This is a genomic window from Allobosea sp. 47.2.35 (genome assembly GCF_024655635.1).
GTDB lineage: Bacteria > Pseudomonadota > Alphaproteobacteria > Rhizobiales > Beijerinckiaceae > Allobosea.
In genome coordinates this window covers 98,674-115,871 of sequence record NZ_JANLGI010000006.1, presented here as the reverse complement: position 1 = coordinate 115,871, position 17,198 = coordinate 98,674, and the positions used below count along the sequence as shown (strand labels likewise).

The following is a 17,198-nucleotide window of genomic DNA, read 5'->3' as shown; positions in this document are numbered from 1 at the left end:
CCGCTGTCTAAGCGCGAACACTTCCATTTGAGAAGTTTGCGCAGGCAGCGTCGGTAACGTGGCACGGGGAGAAAGCCGCCGCCCTCACTCCGCCGCCTGCCGCTGCACCTTGCCCTTCTTGATCGGCCGGCGGTCGAGCACTTCCTTGAGGAAGCGCGCGGTGTGGCCTTTGCCGATGCGGACGATGTCCTCCGGCGTGCCCTCGGCCACCACCTGGCCGCCGCCGTCGCCACCTTCGGGGCCCATGTCGATCACCCAGTCGGCGGTCTTCACCACCTCGAGATTGTGCTCGATCACCACCACCGAATTGCCCTGGTCGACCAGCTCGTGCAGCACCTCCATGAGCTTGGCGACGTCGTGGAAATGCAGGCCGGTCGTCGGCTCGTCGAGGATGTAGAGCGTGCGGCCGGTGGCGCGCTTCGACAGCTCCTTGGAGAGCTTGACGCGCTGTGCCTCGCCGCCCGAAAGCGTCGTCGCCTGCTGGCCGACCTTGACATAGTCGAGCCCGACGCGCGCCAGCGTCTCCATCTTGTCGCGGATCGAGGGCACCGCCTTGAACAGGCCCTTCGCCTCCTCGACCGACATGTCGAGCACGTCGGCGATCGACTTGTCGCGATACTTCACTTCGAGCGTCTCGCGGTCGTAGCGCTTGCCCTTGCAGACGTCGCAGGTGACGTAGACATCCGGCAGGAAGTGCATCTCGATCTTGATGAGGCCGTCGCCCTGGCAGGCCTCGCAGCGGCCGCCCTTGACGTTGAACGAGAAGCGCCCGGCCTGATAGCCGCGCGCCTTCGCCTCCGGCAGGCCGGCGAACCATTCGCGGATCGGCGTGAAGGCGCCGGTATAGGTCGCCGGGTTCGAGCGCGGCGTGCGGCCGATCGGCGATTGGTCGATGTCGATGACCTTGTCGAGATGCTCGATGCCCTCGATGCGGTCATGCGGGGCCGGGTGGTCGATCGAGCCGTTCAGCTTGCGCGCCACCGCCTTGTAGAGCGTGTCGATCACCAGCGTCGACTTGCCGCCGCCGGAGACGCCGGTGATGCAGGTGAACATCCCCAAGGGAATCTCGACATCGACATTGCGCAGGTTGTTGCCGCGCGCGCCGACGATCTTGAGGCTGCGGCCCTTCTGGGCCTTGCGGCGCTTGGCCGGCACCGCGACCGACATCTCGCCGGTGAGGTATTTGCCGGTGAGCGAATTGGGATCGTCGAGAATGTCCTGCGGCGTGCCCTTGGCGACGATCTCGCCGCCATGGATGCCGGCGCCGGGGCCGACATCGACGACGTAATCCGCCGTCAGGATCGCGTCCTCGTCATGCTCGACCACGATCACCGTGTTGCCGAGGTCGCGCAGGCGGCGAAGGGTTCCGAGCAGGCGCTCGTTGTCGCGCTGGTGCAGGCCGATCGAGGGCTCGTCCAGCACATAGAGCACGCCGGTGAGGCCGGAGCCGATCTGGCTCGCGAGGCGGATGCGCTGGCTTTCGCCGCCGGACAGCGTGCCGGAGGCGCGGGCGAGCGTCAGGTATTCCAGGCCCACGTCGAGCAGGAAGGTCAGGCGGTCGCGGATTTCCTTGAGGATACGCGGGGCGATCTCGTTCTGCTTCTTCGAGAGCCTTGCGGGCAGGGCGGTCACCCAGTCCAGCGCGTCCTTGACCGAGAGCTTCGAGACCTCGCCGATATGGCGCCTATCGATCTTCACCGCCAGCGCCTCGGGCTTCAGGCGATAGCCGTTGCAGGCGGCGCAGGGCGTCTCGGACATGAAGCGGCCGATCTCCTCGCGCGCCCAGTCCGACTCCGTCTCCTTCCAGCGCCGCTCCATATTGGTGATGACGCCCTCGAAGGGTTTCTTCACCTCATAGCTGCGCAGGCCGTCATTATAGGCCATGCGCACGGGCTCCGTGCCCGTGCCGAACAGGATCGCCTTCTGCGCGCTCTCCGGCAATTCCGACCAGGGCTTGGTCATCGAGAAGCCGAAATGCTTGGCGAGCGCTTCCAGCGTCTGGCCGTAATAGGGCGAGGTCGACTTGGCCCAGGGCGCGATCGCGCCTTTCTTCAGCGTCAGCGAATGGTCCGGCACGATCATGTCCGGATCGATCCGCATCTCGTGGCCGAGGCCGTCGCAGACCGGGCAGGCGCCGAACGGGTTGTTGAACGAGAACAGCCGGGGCTCGATCTCAGGGATGGTGAAGCCGGAAACCGGGCAGGCGAATTTGGACGAGAAGGTGACGCGCTTCGCCTCGCCGTTCTCCTCCTTCTCGTCGGCATATTCGAAGACGGCGATGCCGTCGGTCAGCTCCAGCGCCTGCTCCAGCGAATCCGCCAGCCGCGCGCCGAGATCGGGGCGGATCACGATGCGATCCACGACCACGTCGATGTCGTGCTTGAACTTCTTGTCGAGGGCCGGGGCGTCCGGGATCTCGTAGAACTCGCCATTGACCTTGACGCGCTGGAAGCCGCGCTTCAGCCAGTCGGCCATCTCCTTCCTGAACTCGCCCTTGCGGCCGCGCACCACCGGCGCGAGCAGGTAGCCGCGCGTCTTCTCCGGCAGTTCGACCATGCGGTCGACCATCTGCTGGACGGTCTGGCTCTCGATCGGCAGGCCGGTCGCGGGCGAATAGGGGATGCCGGCGCGCGCCCAGAGCAGGCGCATGTAGTCGTGGATCTCGGTGACCGTGCCGACGGTCGAGCGCGGGTTCTTCGAGGTCGTCTTCTGCTCGATCGAGATCGCCGGCGAGAGCCCGTCGATCTGGTCGACATCGGGTTTCTGCATCATCTCGAGGAACTGGCGGGCATAGGCCGAGAGCGACTCGACATAGCGGCGCTGGCCTTCCGCATAGATCGTATCGAAGGCGAGCGAGGACTTGCCCGAGCCGGACAGGCCGGTGAACACGACGAGCTTGTCGCGCGGAATCGCGAGATCGACATTCTTGAGATTGTGCTCGCGCGCGCCGCGCACGGTGATGGCGCGGCTGTTCGGATCGGCCGCGCGGTTGCGGTCGAACATGTCTTCCAGCGCAGCGGCCTGGGCAGCGGCGGATTCGGTCTTGCGGGCCATCGGGGCGTCCGGTCGAGGAGGAGCACTACAGATAGGGCAAATGCCGGGCCATTCCAGCCTCGCGGCGATCTGCCCGGCATGAATAGCACGCAGCCGTTCCGGCTGCTGCCGTCTTCCTGACAGGAAACGTCAGGATCGGCGAGGGCTCGATATGGGCATCATTTCGCCAATCGCAATCGACTCCGCCGTGCACTCGAATTATCTATAAATCATGACGAAGCCTGCCGAAGACACCATCGCCGTCCGCATCGCCAGGGCCCTGGCCGAGCGGATCATCGCCGGAACGATCGAGCCCGGCTCGCGCCTCAGGCAGGACCATATCGCCGAGGAATTCGAGACCAGCCATGTCCCGGTGCGCGAGGCCTTCCGCCGGCTGGAGGCGCAGGGGCTGGCGATCAGCGAGCCGCGCCGCGGTGTCCGCGTCGCCTCCTTCGACCTGTCGGAGGTGAAGGAGGTCGCGGCGATGCGCGCGGCGCTGGAGGTGCTGGCGCTGCGCCATGCCGCGCCGCATCTCACCGCCGCGATCCTCGACAAGGCCGAGCAGGCGCGGCGCGATTGCGACGCTGCCACCGATGTCCGGGCCTGGGAGGAGGCGAATCGCCGCTTTCACCGCACGCTGGTCGCGCCCTGCGGGATGAAGCGCCTGCTCGCGACGATCGACGATCTCCATGCCGCGAGCGCGCGTTTCCTGTTTTCGGCCTGGCGCTCGGAATGGGAGGCCCGCACCGACCATGACCACCGCGCCATCCTCAACGCCCTGCGCAATGGCGATATCGAGACCGCGATCGCGACGCTGGCGCGGCATGCCCAATGGATCGGCGAGCGCCCGGTCCGCACGGCTTCCGGCGCGACGCGCGGGGCTTTCGCGATCGTTGGGTGAGCATAGTCCTTCCCCAGCGTGGGCGGTTTCGCACAATGGGTGCACTTGCCTTTTCCGGCGAGATATGGACTTCCTCATAGATCAAAGATCGAAATTATAGATAATTTTGATCGCGACCAAGGAGTGACCATGACCGATCTCGCCCTCAGCCGCCCGTTCAGCCCGCTGCGGCTGGAAAGCCGCTCGCTCGCCTGGCAGGCCGGCGCCGTGATCGTCGGCAGCCTGCTGCTGGCGCTGTCCTCGCAGATCAAGGTGCCGATGTACCCGGTGCCGATGACGATGCAGACCTTCGCGGTCACACTGGTCGGCGCGCTCTATGGCTGGCGCCTTGGCGCGGTCACCGTCATCGCCTGGCTGGCGCAGGGTGCCATGGGCCTGCCCGTCTTCGCCGGCGCCGTCGGCGGCGCGGCCTATTTCGCCGGCCCGACCGGCGGCTACCTGCTGGCCTTCCCCTTCGCCGCGGCCCTGACCGGCTGGCTGGCGCAGCAGGGCTGGAACGGCAGCCGCGTCGGCCTCGCCTTCGCCTCGATGCTCGCCGGCAATGTGCTCTGCCTGGTGATCGGCGTGGCCTGGCTCGCCGTCCTGATCGGCCTGCCCAAGGCGATCATGCTGGGCGCGGTGCCCTTCATCCTCGGCGCCATCCTGAAGTCGGCGCTGGCCGCCGCGACGCTCAAGGCCTTCGCGCCGCGCGGCTGAGACGGTCGAGCTATATCGCTTCAGCGACCCGGCGGGCTTTGACCTGCCGGGTTTTTTGTTGGGCTGTGGGCTTGCGCCTTTGGCGGCCGCGGTGCCTCGGTGGATCGGAGACGCCTAGCGGAGGACGCTCCCGAACGAATCCGTCTGGCGCGCCGGGGCGCCGATGCCGGGCTGCGTATAGGCCGGCCCGTCGGCCCTCGCGCGGGGGACGGTATCCTGCGTGGTGCAACCGACCGGGCCGACCAGGATGAAGGCCAGGGCGAGATAGCGTTTCAGCATGGCGAGCTCCATCGCGGGATTCCGGAGCCGGGCTTCTTCGGGCAGCTCCGCGTTCGCTTAGTCTTCGCACGATCTTCATGCCGGAAAACAGTCCCTCGGGATGCTCGGCTGCATCAGGCCGGCATGCGGGGCGATCGTTCGGCTCAACGACGACGCCTGTGAGTGGACGTTCCCAATGTCTTGATCGGGTCGGAACCTGACCTTTCGGTCAGGGCGCACTCAATCGATGCAGGCTGGCTTATCTAGTATGCAGCTTGTTGCAATCTGTTGAATAGGGGGCGCCTCTTGCAGTCGCCAGCCTGTCCTTTGCTGCGCACAGATGAAGCCGCAGGACCTCGTCCCCTACGTCCTTGCGAAGCGAAGTCAACCGCTTCTGCAAGCGGGCGAAGTCGCGACTCGCAGTCAACTCAATACGCTGCTCCAATGGATAGCGGCGATATCTTTGAAGATCCTTAAGTCGAGCATCAACGAGCCTGCCAAGTTCCCGATAAACCGAGTGGCAGAGGTGATCAGAAAGACGGCATAGAAAGGTTGCGTGAAAAGTCGTCGCGGCAGGCGTTGACGCCGGCTGTGCGGATGGAGCTACGGCAGCGGACGGCGCCGAAAAAGCAAAGAAGGCAATGACAGCCATGATCGAACGCATGCGCTCTCCCAGTCGTTATGCGGAGCACTAAGCATGCTCTTAAGGCGCCGCAAGCCAATCACGCGTCGGCTTTGTTTTGGCTTAAGCCAGCGTACGCAATACACGGTTTGCGAAGGGGCGCGACTGTCCAGTATGGGGCGGAAGCAGACGAGCTACGGATGATCGTCTCGCAGCCAAGTTCCGCTGATAGGGCATTTTTTCAACCGGAAGCTCGTGGCATCCGGCGAGAAGGTTATCGAGCACGCGTATCGATAGGGCGGATTTCCATCTCTGCTAGGCCATCCGTCCGCGGGAACATGGTCCCGGGTGATGAGGAGGCGATTTCTCACCAGTCGATGGCGACCGTTCGAACAAAGCCCTTCACCAGCGCCTTTTCCCAATCCGTTCGGCATGAAAACGCATGCATCCAGCATCCCGTCCTTCCTGAAGAGCAGCGAGAAAGCCGCCTGCTTCCCCTGCTGCCTCCTGAATTCACGCAACGGAACGCTGTGTTCATTCCACGTCCACGAGCCCACTAAATTTGATCCGGCTTGATCGGCTGACACCTGTCCGGTTGCCCAAAGCGTCAGAATGACAGCACCAGCCGTAGCGCGCGTCGTCATGGAGGACTAGCGCTCAAGGCAGGCTCCGAGAGGGCGCATCGCGAAAGCGAACTCTCGCAAGAATGGCTATGGGGCGTTTCGCGCCGTTCAGGTTGCCGCCTTTGAGGTTTCGTGCTGCCGCGAAAACAAGATTCCGCAGCGCCGCTGCAGCTCCCGGGCAAAGGCCGGCATGTCCCGGCCGCTGATGCCGTAGCGGATGCGATGATCGGGAGAGCGCCGCTGAGAAGCGGAGGCCTCGAAGACCCGGGCGAAGCAGCCGCCGCTGGCGCCGTAGACGCCGCGTTGCGCTGCGAGGCCAAGGCCGATGCGATAGGGAACGCTGCCGGCGCCTCTCGCCTGCGCCGGGTTCGGAGCCACCCGCTCTTGCCGCACCACCCTCCGTTGCTGCGCCGCGCAGGCATTGATCTCGTTGGAGAGACGGTCGCTCCAATGGCAATATCCGTTGACGGATTGAATCCCGAACAGCATCCGGGCGCATTTGCAATGCGCACCGCGCTCGACCGGGCGCGGATAATTCTGCGCGATGGCAGACGTTACGGTCATGACGAATAGCGCGGCGATCGCGGCCTTAAGCATGGAAGCCCCCCAGCATCTTTGCTTGGCGCGATTGTGGGAGCCCCCTCCGGCAAGTCAACTCGACGAAGGCAGGGGGCGGGGGCGGGGGCGGGGCAGCTATTGGGCGAAAGCCAATCTTGCCGAGTAGCCACTTCTCGCCTGGCTTGCCGCGTCCCGGCGCTAACCCTCCAGTGTTGCGATCATCTCCACCCGCGTCGCATGCCGGCCGCCCTCGAATGTGGCGCCGAGGAATGCGTCCACGATCTCCAGCGCCAGCCCTTCGCCGACCACGCGGGCACCGAGCGACAGCATGTTGGCGTCGTTATGCTGGCGGATCATCCGGGCCGAGAAGGTGTCGGAGCAGACGCCGCAGCGGATGCCCTTCACCTTGTTCGCGGCCATCATGATGCCCTGGCCGGTGCCGCACAGGATGATGCCGAGCCGGCAATCGCCGGAGGCGACGAGCCGTGCCGCCGCCTCGCCATGCTTCGGATAGGGCGTGCTCTCCGGCGTCGTCGGGCCGATATCGACGACGGTCCAGCCTTGCGCCGCGACATGCTTCGCGATCGCCTGCCGGAGCGGGATGGCGGCGTGGTCGCTGGAGAGCACGATGCGGTTGTCGGCGGTCACGGCGGAATTGTCCTGTTTCGCGATGGCGTTCGGTGGCCCGGTCATCCTTGATCAGGCATGTCCTGTACCGTCAACGTGTCTTGCCTTCCAGAAGCGCTTGCCGGGGCCGCTCGGTCCTGACGGGCGCTGACAGGGGCGGGCATCGCCTCGGCGGTCCGATTGCGCGATGTTCGATGGCGAGAGGCGGGCGGACGGATCAATTCGCCCGGTCCTGCGTTACAGCGCGAGCCGCCCGTGCCACCGGCCCCGGCGGCGCCAGCCATGAGCGATCGGGGGAACGACGATGATGAAGGCCCTTCTCGGAGCAGCGACGCTTGCGCTCGGTCTCGGTCTCGGCGCGCCGGCCATGGCCTGCGAGCTCGACCGGCCGCTGAAGATGGCCGGGCTCGACTATGATTCCGCTGCCTTTCACACCGCCGTCGCCAGCGCGATCGCCGAGCGTGGCTTCGGCTGCAAGGTCGAGCGCGTTCCGGGCGTGATCGCGCCGTTGGTCAACGGGCTCGCGCGCGGCGATGTCGACATTGTCATGGAGATCTGGATGGCCAACCCGGTCGATGCCTGGGTCAAGGCGACTGATGCCGGCAAGGTCGAACCGCTTGGCACCACGTTCCCGGATGCGAGCGAAGGCTGGTTCGTGCCGCGCTATGTCGTATCCGGACCCGATGCCAAGGCCCCGGACCTGAAGAAACCTGAGGACCTCAAACGCTACAAGGCCTTGTTCGCCGACCCGGAGGAGCCGGGGAAGGGGCGCTTCTATAATTGCGTCGCCGGCTGGGTCTGCGAGGGCATCAACACCAAGAAGCTCGCGGTCTACGGGCTCACTGATGACTTCACCAATACGCGCGGCGGCTCGGGCGAGGCGCTGGTCGCGGCGATCGAGGCGGCGCTCAAGCGCAAGCGTCCGGTCGTGTTCTATTACTGGGGGCCGAGCTGGCTGCTCGGCGCCTATGACCTCGTCAAGCTGGAGGAGACGCCATTCGATGCGAGCGTCTGGGCCGAGCTCAAGGCCAGCGACAGTCCCAAGCGCGCCACCGCCTATCCGACCAGCAAGGTCGTGATCGGCGCCAATGTCGATCTGGCGAAGAAGGCGCCGCAGCTCGCGAGCTTCTTCAAGAGCTATGGCACGACCAGCGAGGTGACCTCGAAGATGCTGGCCGAGGCCCGCGAGAAGGGCGTCACACCCGAGCAGCAGGCGCTCGTCTTCCTGAAGACGCAGGGCGATATCTGGAAGAAATGGCTACCGGCTGACGTTGCCGGCAAGGTTGCTGCGAGCCTGTGACGACTGCCTTGGTGCCGGATTTCGGCAAGGCGTTGCAGGGCGCCGTCAATCGCGCGGTCGATGCGCTCGTCACCGGTTATGGCGACAGGCTCGACGGGTTCGGTGTGGTGCTGACCGCGCCCGTCCGTTTCGTCGAGACGCTGCTTCAGCATGTCCCGATACCGGCCTTCATTCTGGCGGTCGCAGCCGGCGCCTGGCTGGCGACGCGGCGGGTCGGTTTCGCGCTGGCGATGGCGGCCCTGCCATTGGCTCTGGCGGGTCTGGGTGTCTGGGGCGAGGCGATGCAATCGCTCGCGCTCGTTGCGGTCGCGGTGCTGCTCGTTGTGCTGCTCGGCCTGCCGCTCGGCATCGCGGCAGCGCGCCTGCCACGGCTGGGGAGGGCGCTCGCGCCGCTCTACGACCTCATGCAGACCATCCCGAGCTTCGTCTACCTGATCCCGGTCGCGATGCTGCTCGGGCTCGGCCGTGCGCCGGCGCTCGTCGCGACGCTGGTCTATGCGCTGCCGCCCTTCGCGCGGCTGACGGAGCTTGGCCTGCGCGGCGTCGATGCCGGATTGGTCGAGGCCTCGCGGGCTCTGGGCCTCAGGCCGCGCCAGGCCTTCTGGCTGATCGAATTGCCGCTCGCCCGTCCGACCATCCTGCAGGGGCTGAACCAGGCGATCATGATGGCGCTGGCCATGGTCGTCGTCGCCTCGATGATCGGCGCCAAGGGGCTGGGCGAGGTCGTGCTGCTCGGCCTGCAAAGGGCCGATCCCGGCCTCGGCTTCGTCGGCGGGCTCGGCATCGTCCTGCTCGCCGTGCTGCTAGACCGGATGGCGCAGGCCGTTCTCGGAGCCCGACAGCCGCCCCGCTGACCACTATCGAATCAGCGGGGGAAAACCATGCCTGAAGCACTTGAACAAAACGGGAACATCATTGATAATGCCTCAATCGGCCGATAGGGTTCGGCTCCGGTCACGAGGCCGGTTTGTGTGAAGTGCGCAGGAAATGGAGCCTGTCATGGCTGGTAGCGTCAACAAGGTCATTCTGGTCGGCAATCTCGGGCGCGATCCCGAAGTGCGCCGCCTCGGCAGCGGCGAGCCTGTCGTTAATCTGCGTATCGCCACCTCCGAGACCTGGCGCGACAAGCAGAGCGGCGAGCGCAAGGAGCGCACCGAGTGGCACTCGGTCGTGATCTTCAACGAGAACCTGGCGAAGGTGGCCGAGCAGTACCTGAAGAAGGGCTCGAAGGTTTATATCGAGGGCCAGCTCCAGACCCGGAAATGGCAGGACCAGTCCGGCGTCGAGAAATACACCACCGAGATCGTGCTGCAGCGCTTCCGCGGCGAGCTCACCATCCTCGACAGCCGCCAGGGTGGCGGTGACGAGTATGGCGAGGGTGGCGGCAGCAGCGGCGGCTACATGGACGACCGCTCGGGCGGCGGTGGCGGTGGCTCCTTCGGCCGCTCCAGCGCGATGGGCGGTGGCGGCGGCGGTTCACGCCAGCCGGCGATGTCCGGCGGTGGCGGTGGCGGCGGACGCTCGTCCTCCAGCCATCTCGACGACGATATTCCGTTCTAGGGCCTGGTTCCGGTTTCAGGCCAGAATGATATCGATGTTTTTCAGAAGGGCCGGTTCTCGCAAGGGAGCCGGCCCTTCCGTTTCGGCTCAGGGCCGCGCGATGACGAGCCGCAGCGAGCCGTCGAAACTCGGCTGATTGCGCAGGAAGCCGTAGCAATCGTCCCAGGCACCGCATTCGAGATCCTGACGCAGCTTCTCGATCGAGGCGGCGTTTTCGGCCTCGCCGACGAAGCTCCAAGCGGAGCAGGCCGAGCGCGCGCCCGGATCGAGGAAAAGTTCGGGCCGGCCGTAATAGGCCTCGTTGAAGCCGTCGCGGCAGTCGAGCGGGATCGGCACCGCGACGATCTCGACATCGCCGCCCAGCACCGTGCCGATATGTCCGAGCGAGGGATAGCGCCGTGCCTCGGTCGCCAGCACCTCCGGCGCGTAGTGATTGAGCCAGAAAGCCTGCACCAGCTCGGGATCGCAGGAGAGGATCGCGACCGGCCCGCGCGTCACACGGCGCATCTCGCGCAGGCCGGCATCGAGATTTCCCCATTGATGCACGGTGAAGGTCGCCATGCTCGCGTCGAAATGACCGTCGGGGAAAGGCAAGGCCTCAGCCGTGGCATCGATCGCCGCGACGATATCGGCCGGTCGCTGCGCCCGCATCGAGGCGGAGGGCTCGACCGCAATCATGTCGCGGCCGCGCGGCTCGTAGGAGCCGGCGCCGGCGCCGATATTGAGGATGCGCCGGGCCGGGCCGAGCGCCGCCTCGATCAGGGCGGCGATGGCGGGCTCGGGCTGGCGATAGGAGGCGTAGCCCTGTCCAATGCGGCCGTAATCGGCGTCACCGGCACTGCCATCCGCCCGGCGCGGGCTCGCAGTCAGGTCGTTCATCGGGATGTCTCCGTCAGCAGGGAGCGCCACAACGGCAAGGCGTGATCGCGTGTCAGCGGAGCGAGCGGAAGCGTGGAGGCCGTGCCGGGTTCGAGCCAGGCAACTTCGGCGATCTCTGCCGCAGGCTTCGGATCGCCATCAAGAGGCAGGGTGAAAAGCTCGGCCTCGACGATGAAGCCGGGTTCGTTTGCGGCCGGAGCAGCGAAGCGCCCGCAATGGCGAGCGGATGCCGCTGAAATGGTAAGCCCCAGCTCTTCCCGGAGTTCACGGGCAAGCGCATCGAGGGGCTGTTCGCCGGGCTCGATCTTGCCGCCCGGCTGCATGAACGAGGCGGTGCCGCGCTTGCGCACGAGCAGCAGGCGCCCCGCGCGCGCGTCGGTCAGCAGGGCGGCTGCAATGCGGATTCGGTGGGTACCCTCGCTCAAGATCGATTCCCTTGCCGATGAGGTGCGCGAGGATTGGCATGATCCGCGGGGGGCGGGGAAGGGGCCTCTTCGATGGCGTGGCCGGGAGGATGGTGGTAGGAACCGGCGCTGGATTTCGAGAGCGAACGCAAGCGAGGCGTCAGGATCATGTTCGAGGCACGCAGCATCGCCACTGGCAGCAAGCCGGAGTTCTATCGCGAGCTCGCCGGGCAGCTCGAAGCCCTGCTCACCGGCGAAAGCGACCCCGTCGCCAACGCTGCCAACACCTCGGCCCTGCTGTTCCAGATGATGCCGGACCTGAACTGGGCCGGCTTCTACATCATGCGCGGTGGCGAGCTGGTGCTCGGTCCGTTCCAGGGCAAGCCGGCCTGCGTCCGCATTCCCGTCGGCAAGGGCGTCTGCGGCGCGGCCGTGGCGCAAGCGCGTACGATGCTGGTCGAGGACGTCCATGCCTTCCCCGGCCATATCGCCTGCGATGCGGCCTCGCGCTCCGAACTGGTGGTGCCGCTGCATGGCCGCGATGGCGTCATCGGCGTGATCGATCTCGACAGCCCGTCGCTGGCGCGATTCGACGCCGACGATCAGGCAGGTATCGAGCGCATCGCGGCGATCTGGCTCGCCGCCTGCGGCGAAGGCGCGCAGGCGAACCTCGCCAAAGCCTCCTGAGGCCGCGGTGCCCTCGCTGAGCCTGCGCATCCAGCTCGACCCCGAGGGCCGGATCGGCCCCGGCAAGATCGCGCTGCTCGAGAACATCGCGACGCATGGCTCGATCTCGGCCGCCGGCCGGGCGATGGAGATGTCCTACCGGCGCGCCTGGGAGCTGGTCGAGGAATTGAACGTGCTCTTCGGCAAGCCGGTGGTCGAGCGGCAGGTCGGCGGGCGCAATGGCGGCGGGGCGCAACTGAGCCCGCTCGGCGAAGCGCTCATCCTGCGCTTCCGCGCGGTCGAGCAGGCTGCAACTGAGGCTGCCGCTGCTCACCTCGCGGCATTGCAGGCCGAGATCGACCGGCCCGTGCGCGACTGACAGGCCGATACGCGCCGCCTTGCATTCATCGAATAGCGGATATGTGAGGGCCGTCCGGGAGCGCGGGCAGGCCTGATTTCGCGTGGCGGGGACCCGTTCGGGGCCATGGCCGGCGAGCCGCTTTTTCTTGACATGCCCGCCCGATTCGAACAGGCGTATCGCATATGCAGCATGGCTGCTGCAAGTGTTTTTTGTAATGATTCCAATGAGGAAGCCGCCGGCCACCAGGTCGCGGCGGCAGGGCTGCAGAACCGGCGCGAGCCTGGGCGGTCTTCCTCCAGAGAAGGCTGATTTGTGATGATGCGTGCGTTCCGTCTGGCTCTTGTTGCGATGAGCCTGTCCGTGGTGGCGGCCCAGGCTCAGGTGCCGGGGCAGCCTGCCCCGCAGACGCCGACTGAAGCGGCTCCGCCCACGGCGCAGACCCAGCCAGCCGCCCCCAGCCAGCCTGCCGTGACGGCACAGCAAGCCGCTCCCGCTCAGACACCGCCAGCCGCCCCCGCCCAGCCGGCGACCCCGACCAATCCCCTCCCGCCCGCTCTGCCCCAGCTCGGCATCAATCCGCCGAGCACGGCCCATCCGCCGCTGACGCCCGCCAGCCCGGCGACGCCCGTGGTCGCTCCGCCGGCTGCCGCGGCCACCCTGCCGCATGACCTGTCGCCCTGGGGCATGTTCATGGCGGCCGATATCGTCGTGAAGGGCGTGATACTCGGGCTCGCGTTTGCCTCGCTGGTGACCTGGACGATCTGGCTAGCCAAGGCGATGGAGCTCGCCGCCGCCAAGCGTTCGGCCGGCCGGGCGCTGCGCCGCATCGAGGCGGCCGACAACCTGAGCGCGGCAGCTGGCGCCGCCGCCGGCAAGAACGGCAAGCTGCGCGGTGCCGTCGGCCAGCTGCTCTCGGCGGCGCTCGCCGAGACGCGCCGTTCCGCCGATCTCGGCGAGGACGGGATCAAGGAGCGCGTCGCCATCGCGCTCTCGCGGATCGAGGCGCGCGCCGGCCGCTCGATGGCGCGGGGCACCGGCCTGCTCGCCACGATCGGCTCGACCGCGCCCTTCGTCGGCCTGTTCGGCACGGTCTGGGGCATCATGAATTCCTTCATCGGCATCAGCCAGGCCAAGACGACCAATCTCGCCGTCGTCGCTCCGGGTATCGCCGAGGCGCTGCTGGCGACCGCGATCGGCCTCGTCGCCGCCATCCCCGCCGTCATCATCTACAATGTCTTCGCTCGCGCGATCACCGGCTACCGCGCTACGCTCTCCGATGCTTCGGGCGAGATCCTGCGCCATCTCTCGCGCGATCTGGAGCGCCGCCAGCGCGCCGTCGCGCCGGCTCCGCGCGCGGCCTCGGCCTCCTCGGCTTCCGCCGCCGCGGCGGCACCTGCGCCGCTCGTTCCGGCGGAGTGAGCCATGGGCGTTTCCCTCAAGGACCCGCAGGACGGCGACCTCGGCGAGGTCAGCGACATCAACGTGACGCCGTTCATCGACGTCATCCTCGTCCTGCTGATCATCTTCATGGTGGCGGCGCCGCTCTCGACGGTGGATGTCGCGGTCGACTTGCCGGTCTCGAACGCGCAGCCGCAGCCGCGGCCGGACACGCCGATGTTCCTGACGGTGAAGGGCGATCTCACGCTCGCGCTCGGCAATGACGCGGTGCCGCGCGAGGCGCTGCAGGCGGCGCTGGACCAGAAGACCAATCGCGACCGCGAGCAGCGGGTCTTCCTGCGGGCCGATGGCAGCGTCGCCTATAGCGAATTGATGAACGTGATGAACCTGTTGCGCAATGCCGGTTATCTCAAGATCGCGCTGGTCGGGCTTGAGGATACCGGGCAGGGGGCTGCTGCGGGGCCTAAGCCATGAGCATGGAACGCCCATCGATCTCCCGCTACGCGCCGGCCGCCCTGCGCTGGAGCTTAGCCGCCTTCGTGGTCGCGAGCGCCCATGGCACGGCCGGCTGGGTCATCGCCAATTGGCAGCGCGCCGAGGCGGCGATGGGGGCCCCACCGGCTGCCGTCATGATCGAGCTCGCACCGTTGGCCGTTGCGCCCGAGGCGCCGCCGCAGGACGTCGCGCCCGGCCCCGAGATGGCCGAGGCGCAGCCGGAGCCCGAACCGCCGCCGCCCGAGCCGGTCGAGCAGCCCAAGGAGATCGAGCCGCCTCCGCCGGAGCCGGAACCCGTCGCGATTCCGGAGCCGGAGATCAAGATTCCCGAATTGCCGCCGCTGCCGGACGCTGCTGCCATCCTGACGCCGCCGCCGAAGGAAGAGCCGAAGCCGCCTCCACCGGAGAAGCCCAAGCCGAAGCCGAAACCCAAGATCGTCGAGAAGAAGAAGCCGATCCGTCCCGACAAGCCGAAGGCGGAGCAGACCACTGCGCCAGTGGCGCAGGAGCAGGCTGCGCCGCGCGCGGCTGCCCCCAATTCCGGGGCATCCTCACCGTCTCCGGCCGCGACCGCGAGCTGGCGCGGGACGCTGATGGCGCATCTCAACCGCTACAAGCGCTTCCCGGGCGGTGCCAGCCCCGGCACGGTCCAGGTCGCGTTCAGCATCGATCGCGGCGGCCGCGTGCTCTCGGCCCGGCTCGTCCGCGGCTCGGGCGATGCGGCGCTGGACGAGGAGGCGGTCTCGATGATCCGCCGCGCCAGCCCCGTGCCGGCCCCGCCGGACGGGCTTGGCGGCGGAGCGATCTCGCTGGCTGTGCCGATCCGGTTCTCACGCTAGACTGGTTGCGGGAACCGGGAGGCCGTCCGCGCGTAGGACGGACAGGTTTGCGAGAGGAGAAGCGGGATGACGATCATCAGGCTTGCAGCCGGCGCGATGCTGGCCCTCGCACTGGGCGGCTGCGTCACGACCGAGGCCGAGTATCGGGCCATGGACGAGCAGCGCTGCCGCTCCTTCGGCTTCCGTGCGCCGAGCGAGGGATTCTCCAACTGCCTGCTGCAGCTCGACCTCGATCGCGCGGCCGAGCGGCGCTATCGCTTCGACCGCTTCGACGCCTCCTTCGGCGGCCCTTGGGGCTATGGCCGACGCTGGTAAGAACGCGACTCCCGACAAGAAAAAAGGGCCGCGCGGGAAGCGCAGCCCAAGTCTAGGGAGGAAACGCCCAAGGAGGGCGACGCAACATCTCTGTTGCGCTGCATCCTAGATAGGGAGCCTGAAGCGCACTCGCAAGGCCAAAAGGACAGCATCGCTGACTTATTTTTGGGCGGCGTAATTTCTTAATAAAATCAATTGGTTAACTGATTTTTCTTGGCGCTCGCGCGAGCCGTTGCTCATCGATTGCCGATGCGCTGCATTGCAAGAAAGGCAGATTGACAAACGCAGGGTTCTGTCCATTCATATGTATGCATATGAAAAACGCTCTCCCAAACCCGGTGCGAGCGGTATCGCTGCGGATTGCAGCCGCAGCGAGGCGAAGGACCCATCCGATGAAGATCGATCGTCGCAGTTTCGTCGCGGGCTCGCTCGCCCTCGGCGTTCCCCAGCTGGTGCGCGCCCAGGGCGCGGGGCCGATCCGTATCGGCGAGGTCAACTCCTATACCGCGCAGCCCGCCTTCCTGAAACCCTATCGGCAGGCCTGGGAACTGGCGCAGGAGCAGATCAACGCGGCCGGCGGCGTGCTCGGCCGCAAGCTCGAGACCGTCTTCCGCGACGATGCCGGCAAGCCCGAGGATGCGGTTCGCCACGCCGCCGATCTCGCGACAGCCGAGAAGGTGGACATCATCGCCGGCGGCTTCCTCTCCAATGTCGGGCTGGCGCTCGCCGACTACGCCAACCAGAACAAGCGGCTCTATGTCGCCTCCGAACCGCTGGCCGATGCGCTGGTCTGGTCGAAGGGCAATCGCTACACCTTCCGCCTGCGGCCCTCGACCTATATGCAGGCCGCGATGCTGGTCGAGGAAGCGGCGAAGCTCCCGGCCAAGAAATGGGCGATCGTCGCGCCGAACTACGAATACGGCCAGTCGGCGGTGAAATGGTTCAAGGAGTTGCTGGTCAAGGCGCGTCCCGACGTGACCTTCGTCGCCGAGCAGTTCCCCGCGCTCGGCCGCATCGATGCCGGCGCCACCGTCCAGGCGCTGGAGGCGGCCAAGCCCGAGGCGATCTTCAACGTCACCTTCGCGGTCGATCTCGCCAATTTCGTCCGTGCCGGCAACACGCGCGGCCTGTTCGAGGGGCGGCAGGTCGTCTCGATGCTGACCGGCGAGCCGGAATATCTCGACACGCTCGGCGCCGAGACGCCGGAGGGCTGGATCATCACCGGCTATCCGCATGCCGACTTGCAGACGCCAGAGCACATCAAGTTCCGCGACGCCTACAAGGCGAAGTACAACGACTATCCGCGGCTCGGCTCGGTCGTGGGCTACGAGACAGTGCAGGCCATCGCGGCCGCGCTGGCCAAGGCCGGCTCCACCGACAACGAGAAGCTGGTCGACGCCTTCGAGGGGCTGAAGTTCGGCTCGGCCTTCGGTCCGATCGAGTTCCGCAAGATCGACCATCAGTCTACGCTCGGCGCCTATGTCGGCAAGAGCGCGCTGAAGAACGGCAAGGGCGTGATGGTCGACTGGAGCTATCGCGACGGCGCCAAGTACCTGCCCAGCGACGACGAGGTCCGCAAGCTGCGACCGGTCGTCGGCTGAGCCTGGCTGACAGGGAGCGTGGCGCTACCGCCTGAAACGCCGTAGCGCCGCGCCCGAGACGA

Annotated in this window: 18 protein-coding genes; 12 read left to right on the top strand and 6 right to left on the bottom strand. The window is 66.8% G+C overall.

What is annotated here, in order from left to right:
• Positions 1-84: 84 nt before the first annotated feature.
• Positions 85-3,054: an excinuclease ABC subunit UvrA gene (gene uvrA / locus NUV79_RS09995; protein ID WP_374679117.1), complete on the bottom strand. Its 2,970-nt coding sequence runs from the start codon at positions 3,052-3,054 to the stop codon at positions 85-87.
• 211 nt (positions 3,055-3,265) lie between these two features.
• Between uvrA and NUV79_RS09990 the strand changes: the two genes are divergently transcribed.
• A complete protein-coding gene (locus tag NUV79_RS09990; RefSeq protein WP_257732928.1) occupies positions 3,266-3,934 on the top strand; it encodes a GntR family transcriptional regulator in 669 nt (222 codons plus the stop codon).
• A gap of 129 nt (positions 3,935-4,063) precedes the next feature.
• Positions 4,064-4,630 (top strand): biotin transporter BioY, encoded by a 567-nt coding sequence (locus tag NUV79_RS09985; RefSeq protein ID WP_257732927.1) that lies wholly within the window; start codon positions 4,064-4,066, stop codon positions 4,628-4,630.
• A gap of 114 nt (positions 4,631-4,744) precedes the next feature.
• Here the strand turns inward: NUV79_RS09985 and NUV79_RS09980 are convergent, their stop codons facing one another.
• The 3 genes from NUV79_RS09980 to rpiB all read right to left on the bottom strand — a co-directional run bounded on the left by NUV79_RS09980 (position 4,745) and on the right by rpiB (position 7,339).
• Complete coding sequence (locus NUV79_RS09980) at positions 4,745-4,909, bottom strand: hypothetical protein (RefSeq protein WP_257732926.1); 165 nt, start codon at positions 4,907-4,909, stop codon at positions 4,745-4,747.
• Between the two features lie 1,332 nt (positions 4,910-6,241).
• Positions 6,242-6,730 (bottom strand): hypothetical protein, encoded by a 489-nt coding sequence (locus NUV79_RS09975; RefSeq protein ID WP_257732925.1) that lies wholly within the window; start codon positions 6,728-6,730, stop codon positions 6,242-6,244.
• A gap of 159 nt (positions 6,731-6,889) precedes the next feature.
• Complete coding sequence (rpiB, locus tag NUV79_RS09970) at positions 6,890-7,339, bottom strand: ribose 5-phosphate isomerase B (RefSeq protein WP_257732924.1); 450 nt, start codon at positions 7,337-7,339, stop codon at positions 6,890-6,892.
• A 283-nt stretch (positions 7,340-7,622) separates the two neighbouring features.
• Between rpiB and NUV79_RS09965 the strand changes: the two genes are divergently transcribed.
• The 3 genes from NUV79_RS09965 to ssb all read left to right on the top strand — a co-directional run bounded on the left by NUV79_RS09965 (position 7,623) and on the right by ssb (position 10,178).
• On the top strand, positions 7,623-8,618 hold the full coding sequence (locus NUV79_RS09965) for an ABC transporter substrate-binding protein (RefSeq protein ID WP_257732923.1): 996 nt from the start codon (positions 7,623-7,625) through the stop codon (positions 8,616-8,618).
• Positions 8,615-9,472, top strand: a complete 858-nt coding sequence (locus NUV79_RS09960; RefSeq protein WP_257732922.1) for an ABC transporter permease — start codon at positions 8,615-8,617, stop codon at positions 9,470-9,472. The genes NUV79_RS09965 and NUV79_RS09960 overlap by 4 nt, the downstream gene beginning before the upstream one ends.
• A 145-nt stretch (positions 9,473-9,617) precedes the next feature.
• Positions 9,618-10,178, top strand: a complete 561-nt coding sequence (gene ssb / locus NUV79_RS09955) for a single-stranded DNA-binding protein (protein WP_257732921.1) — start codon at positions 9,618-9,620, stop codon at positions 10,176-10,178.
• Between the two features lie 87 nt (positions 10,179-10,265).
• Here ssb and NUV79_RS09950 read toward each other — a convergent pair whose 3' ends face one another.
• Both NUV79_RS09950 and NUV79_RS09945 read right to left on the bottom strand, forming a co-directional pair.
• Positions 10,266-11,057 carry a class I SAM-dependent methyltransferase gene (locus tag NUV79_RS09950; RefSeq protein ID WP_257732920.1) on the bottom strand — a complete coding sequence of 264 codons (792 nt, stop codon included), beginning with the start codon at positions 11,055-11,057 and terminating at the stop codon, positions 10,266-10,268.
• The gene (locus NUV79_RS09945; RefSeq protein ID WP_257732919.1) at positions 11,054-11,482 is read right to left on the bottom strand and encodes an NUDIX hydrolase; all 429 of its coding nucleotides are present in this window, start codon (positions 11,480-11,482) and stop codon (positions 11,054-11,056) included. Before NUV79_RS09945 ends, NUV79_RS09950 begins: the two co-directional genes overlap by 4 nt.
• Before the next feature lie 147 nt (positions 11,483-11,629).
• On the opposite strand from NUV79_RS09945, the gene NUV79_RS09940 reads away from it, so the two are divergent.
• From NUV79_RS09940 to NUV79_RS09910, 7 genes are all read left to right on the top strand, one after another.
• Positions 11,630-12,148: a GAF domain-containing protein gene (locus tag NUV79_RS09940; RefSeq protein ID WP_257732918.1), complete on the top strand. Its 519-nt coding sequence runs from the start codon at positions 11,630-11,632 to the stop codon at positions 12,146-12,148.
• A gap of 7 nt (positions 12,149-12,155) precedes the next feature.
• Positions 12,156-12,506, top strand: coding sequence for a winged helix-turn-helix domain-containing protein (locus NUV79_RS09935; protein WP_257732917.1), 351 nt, complete (start codon positions 12,156-12,158; stop codon positions 12,504-12,506).
• A gap of 330 nt (positions 12,507-12,836) precedes the next feature.
• Positions 12,837-13,907, top strand: coding sequence for a tonB-system energizer ExbB (gene exbB / locus NUV79_RS09930; RefSeq protein WP_257732916.1), 1,071 nt, complete (start codon positions 12,837-12,839; stop codon positions 13,905-13,907).
• Between the two features lie 3 nt (positions 13,908-13,910).
• Positions 13,911-14,360: a TonB system transport protein ExbD gene (exbD, locus tag NUV79_RS09925; protein WP_257732915.1), complete on the top strand. Its 450-nt coding sequence runs from the start codon at positions 13,911-13,913 to the stop codon at positions 14,358-14,360.
• Entirely contained in the window at positions 14,357-15,220 is an 864-nt protein-coding gene (locus NUV79_RS09920; RefSeq protein ID WP_257732914.1) for an energy transducer TonB family protein, read from the top strand. Before exbD ends, NUV79_RS09920 begins: the two co-directional genes overlap by 4 nt.
• A gap of 66 nt (positions 15,221-15,286) precedes the next feature.
• A complete protein-coding gene (locus NUV79_RS09915) occupies positions 15,287-15,535 on the top strand; it encodes a hypothetical protein (protein WP_257732913.1) in 249 nt (82 codons plus the stop codon).
• 392 nt (positions 15,536-15,927) lie between these two features.
• A complete protein-coding gene (locus NUV79_RS09910; RefSeq protein WP_257732912.1) occupies positions 15,928-17,136 on the top strand; it encodes an ABC transporter substrate-binding protein in 1,209 nt (402 codons plus the stop codon).
• Positions 17,137-17,198: the final 62 nt, after the last annotated feature.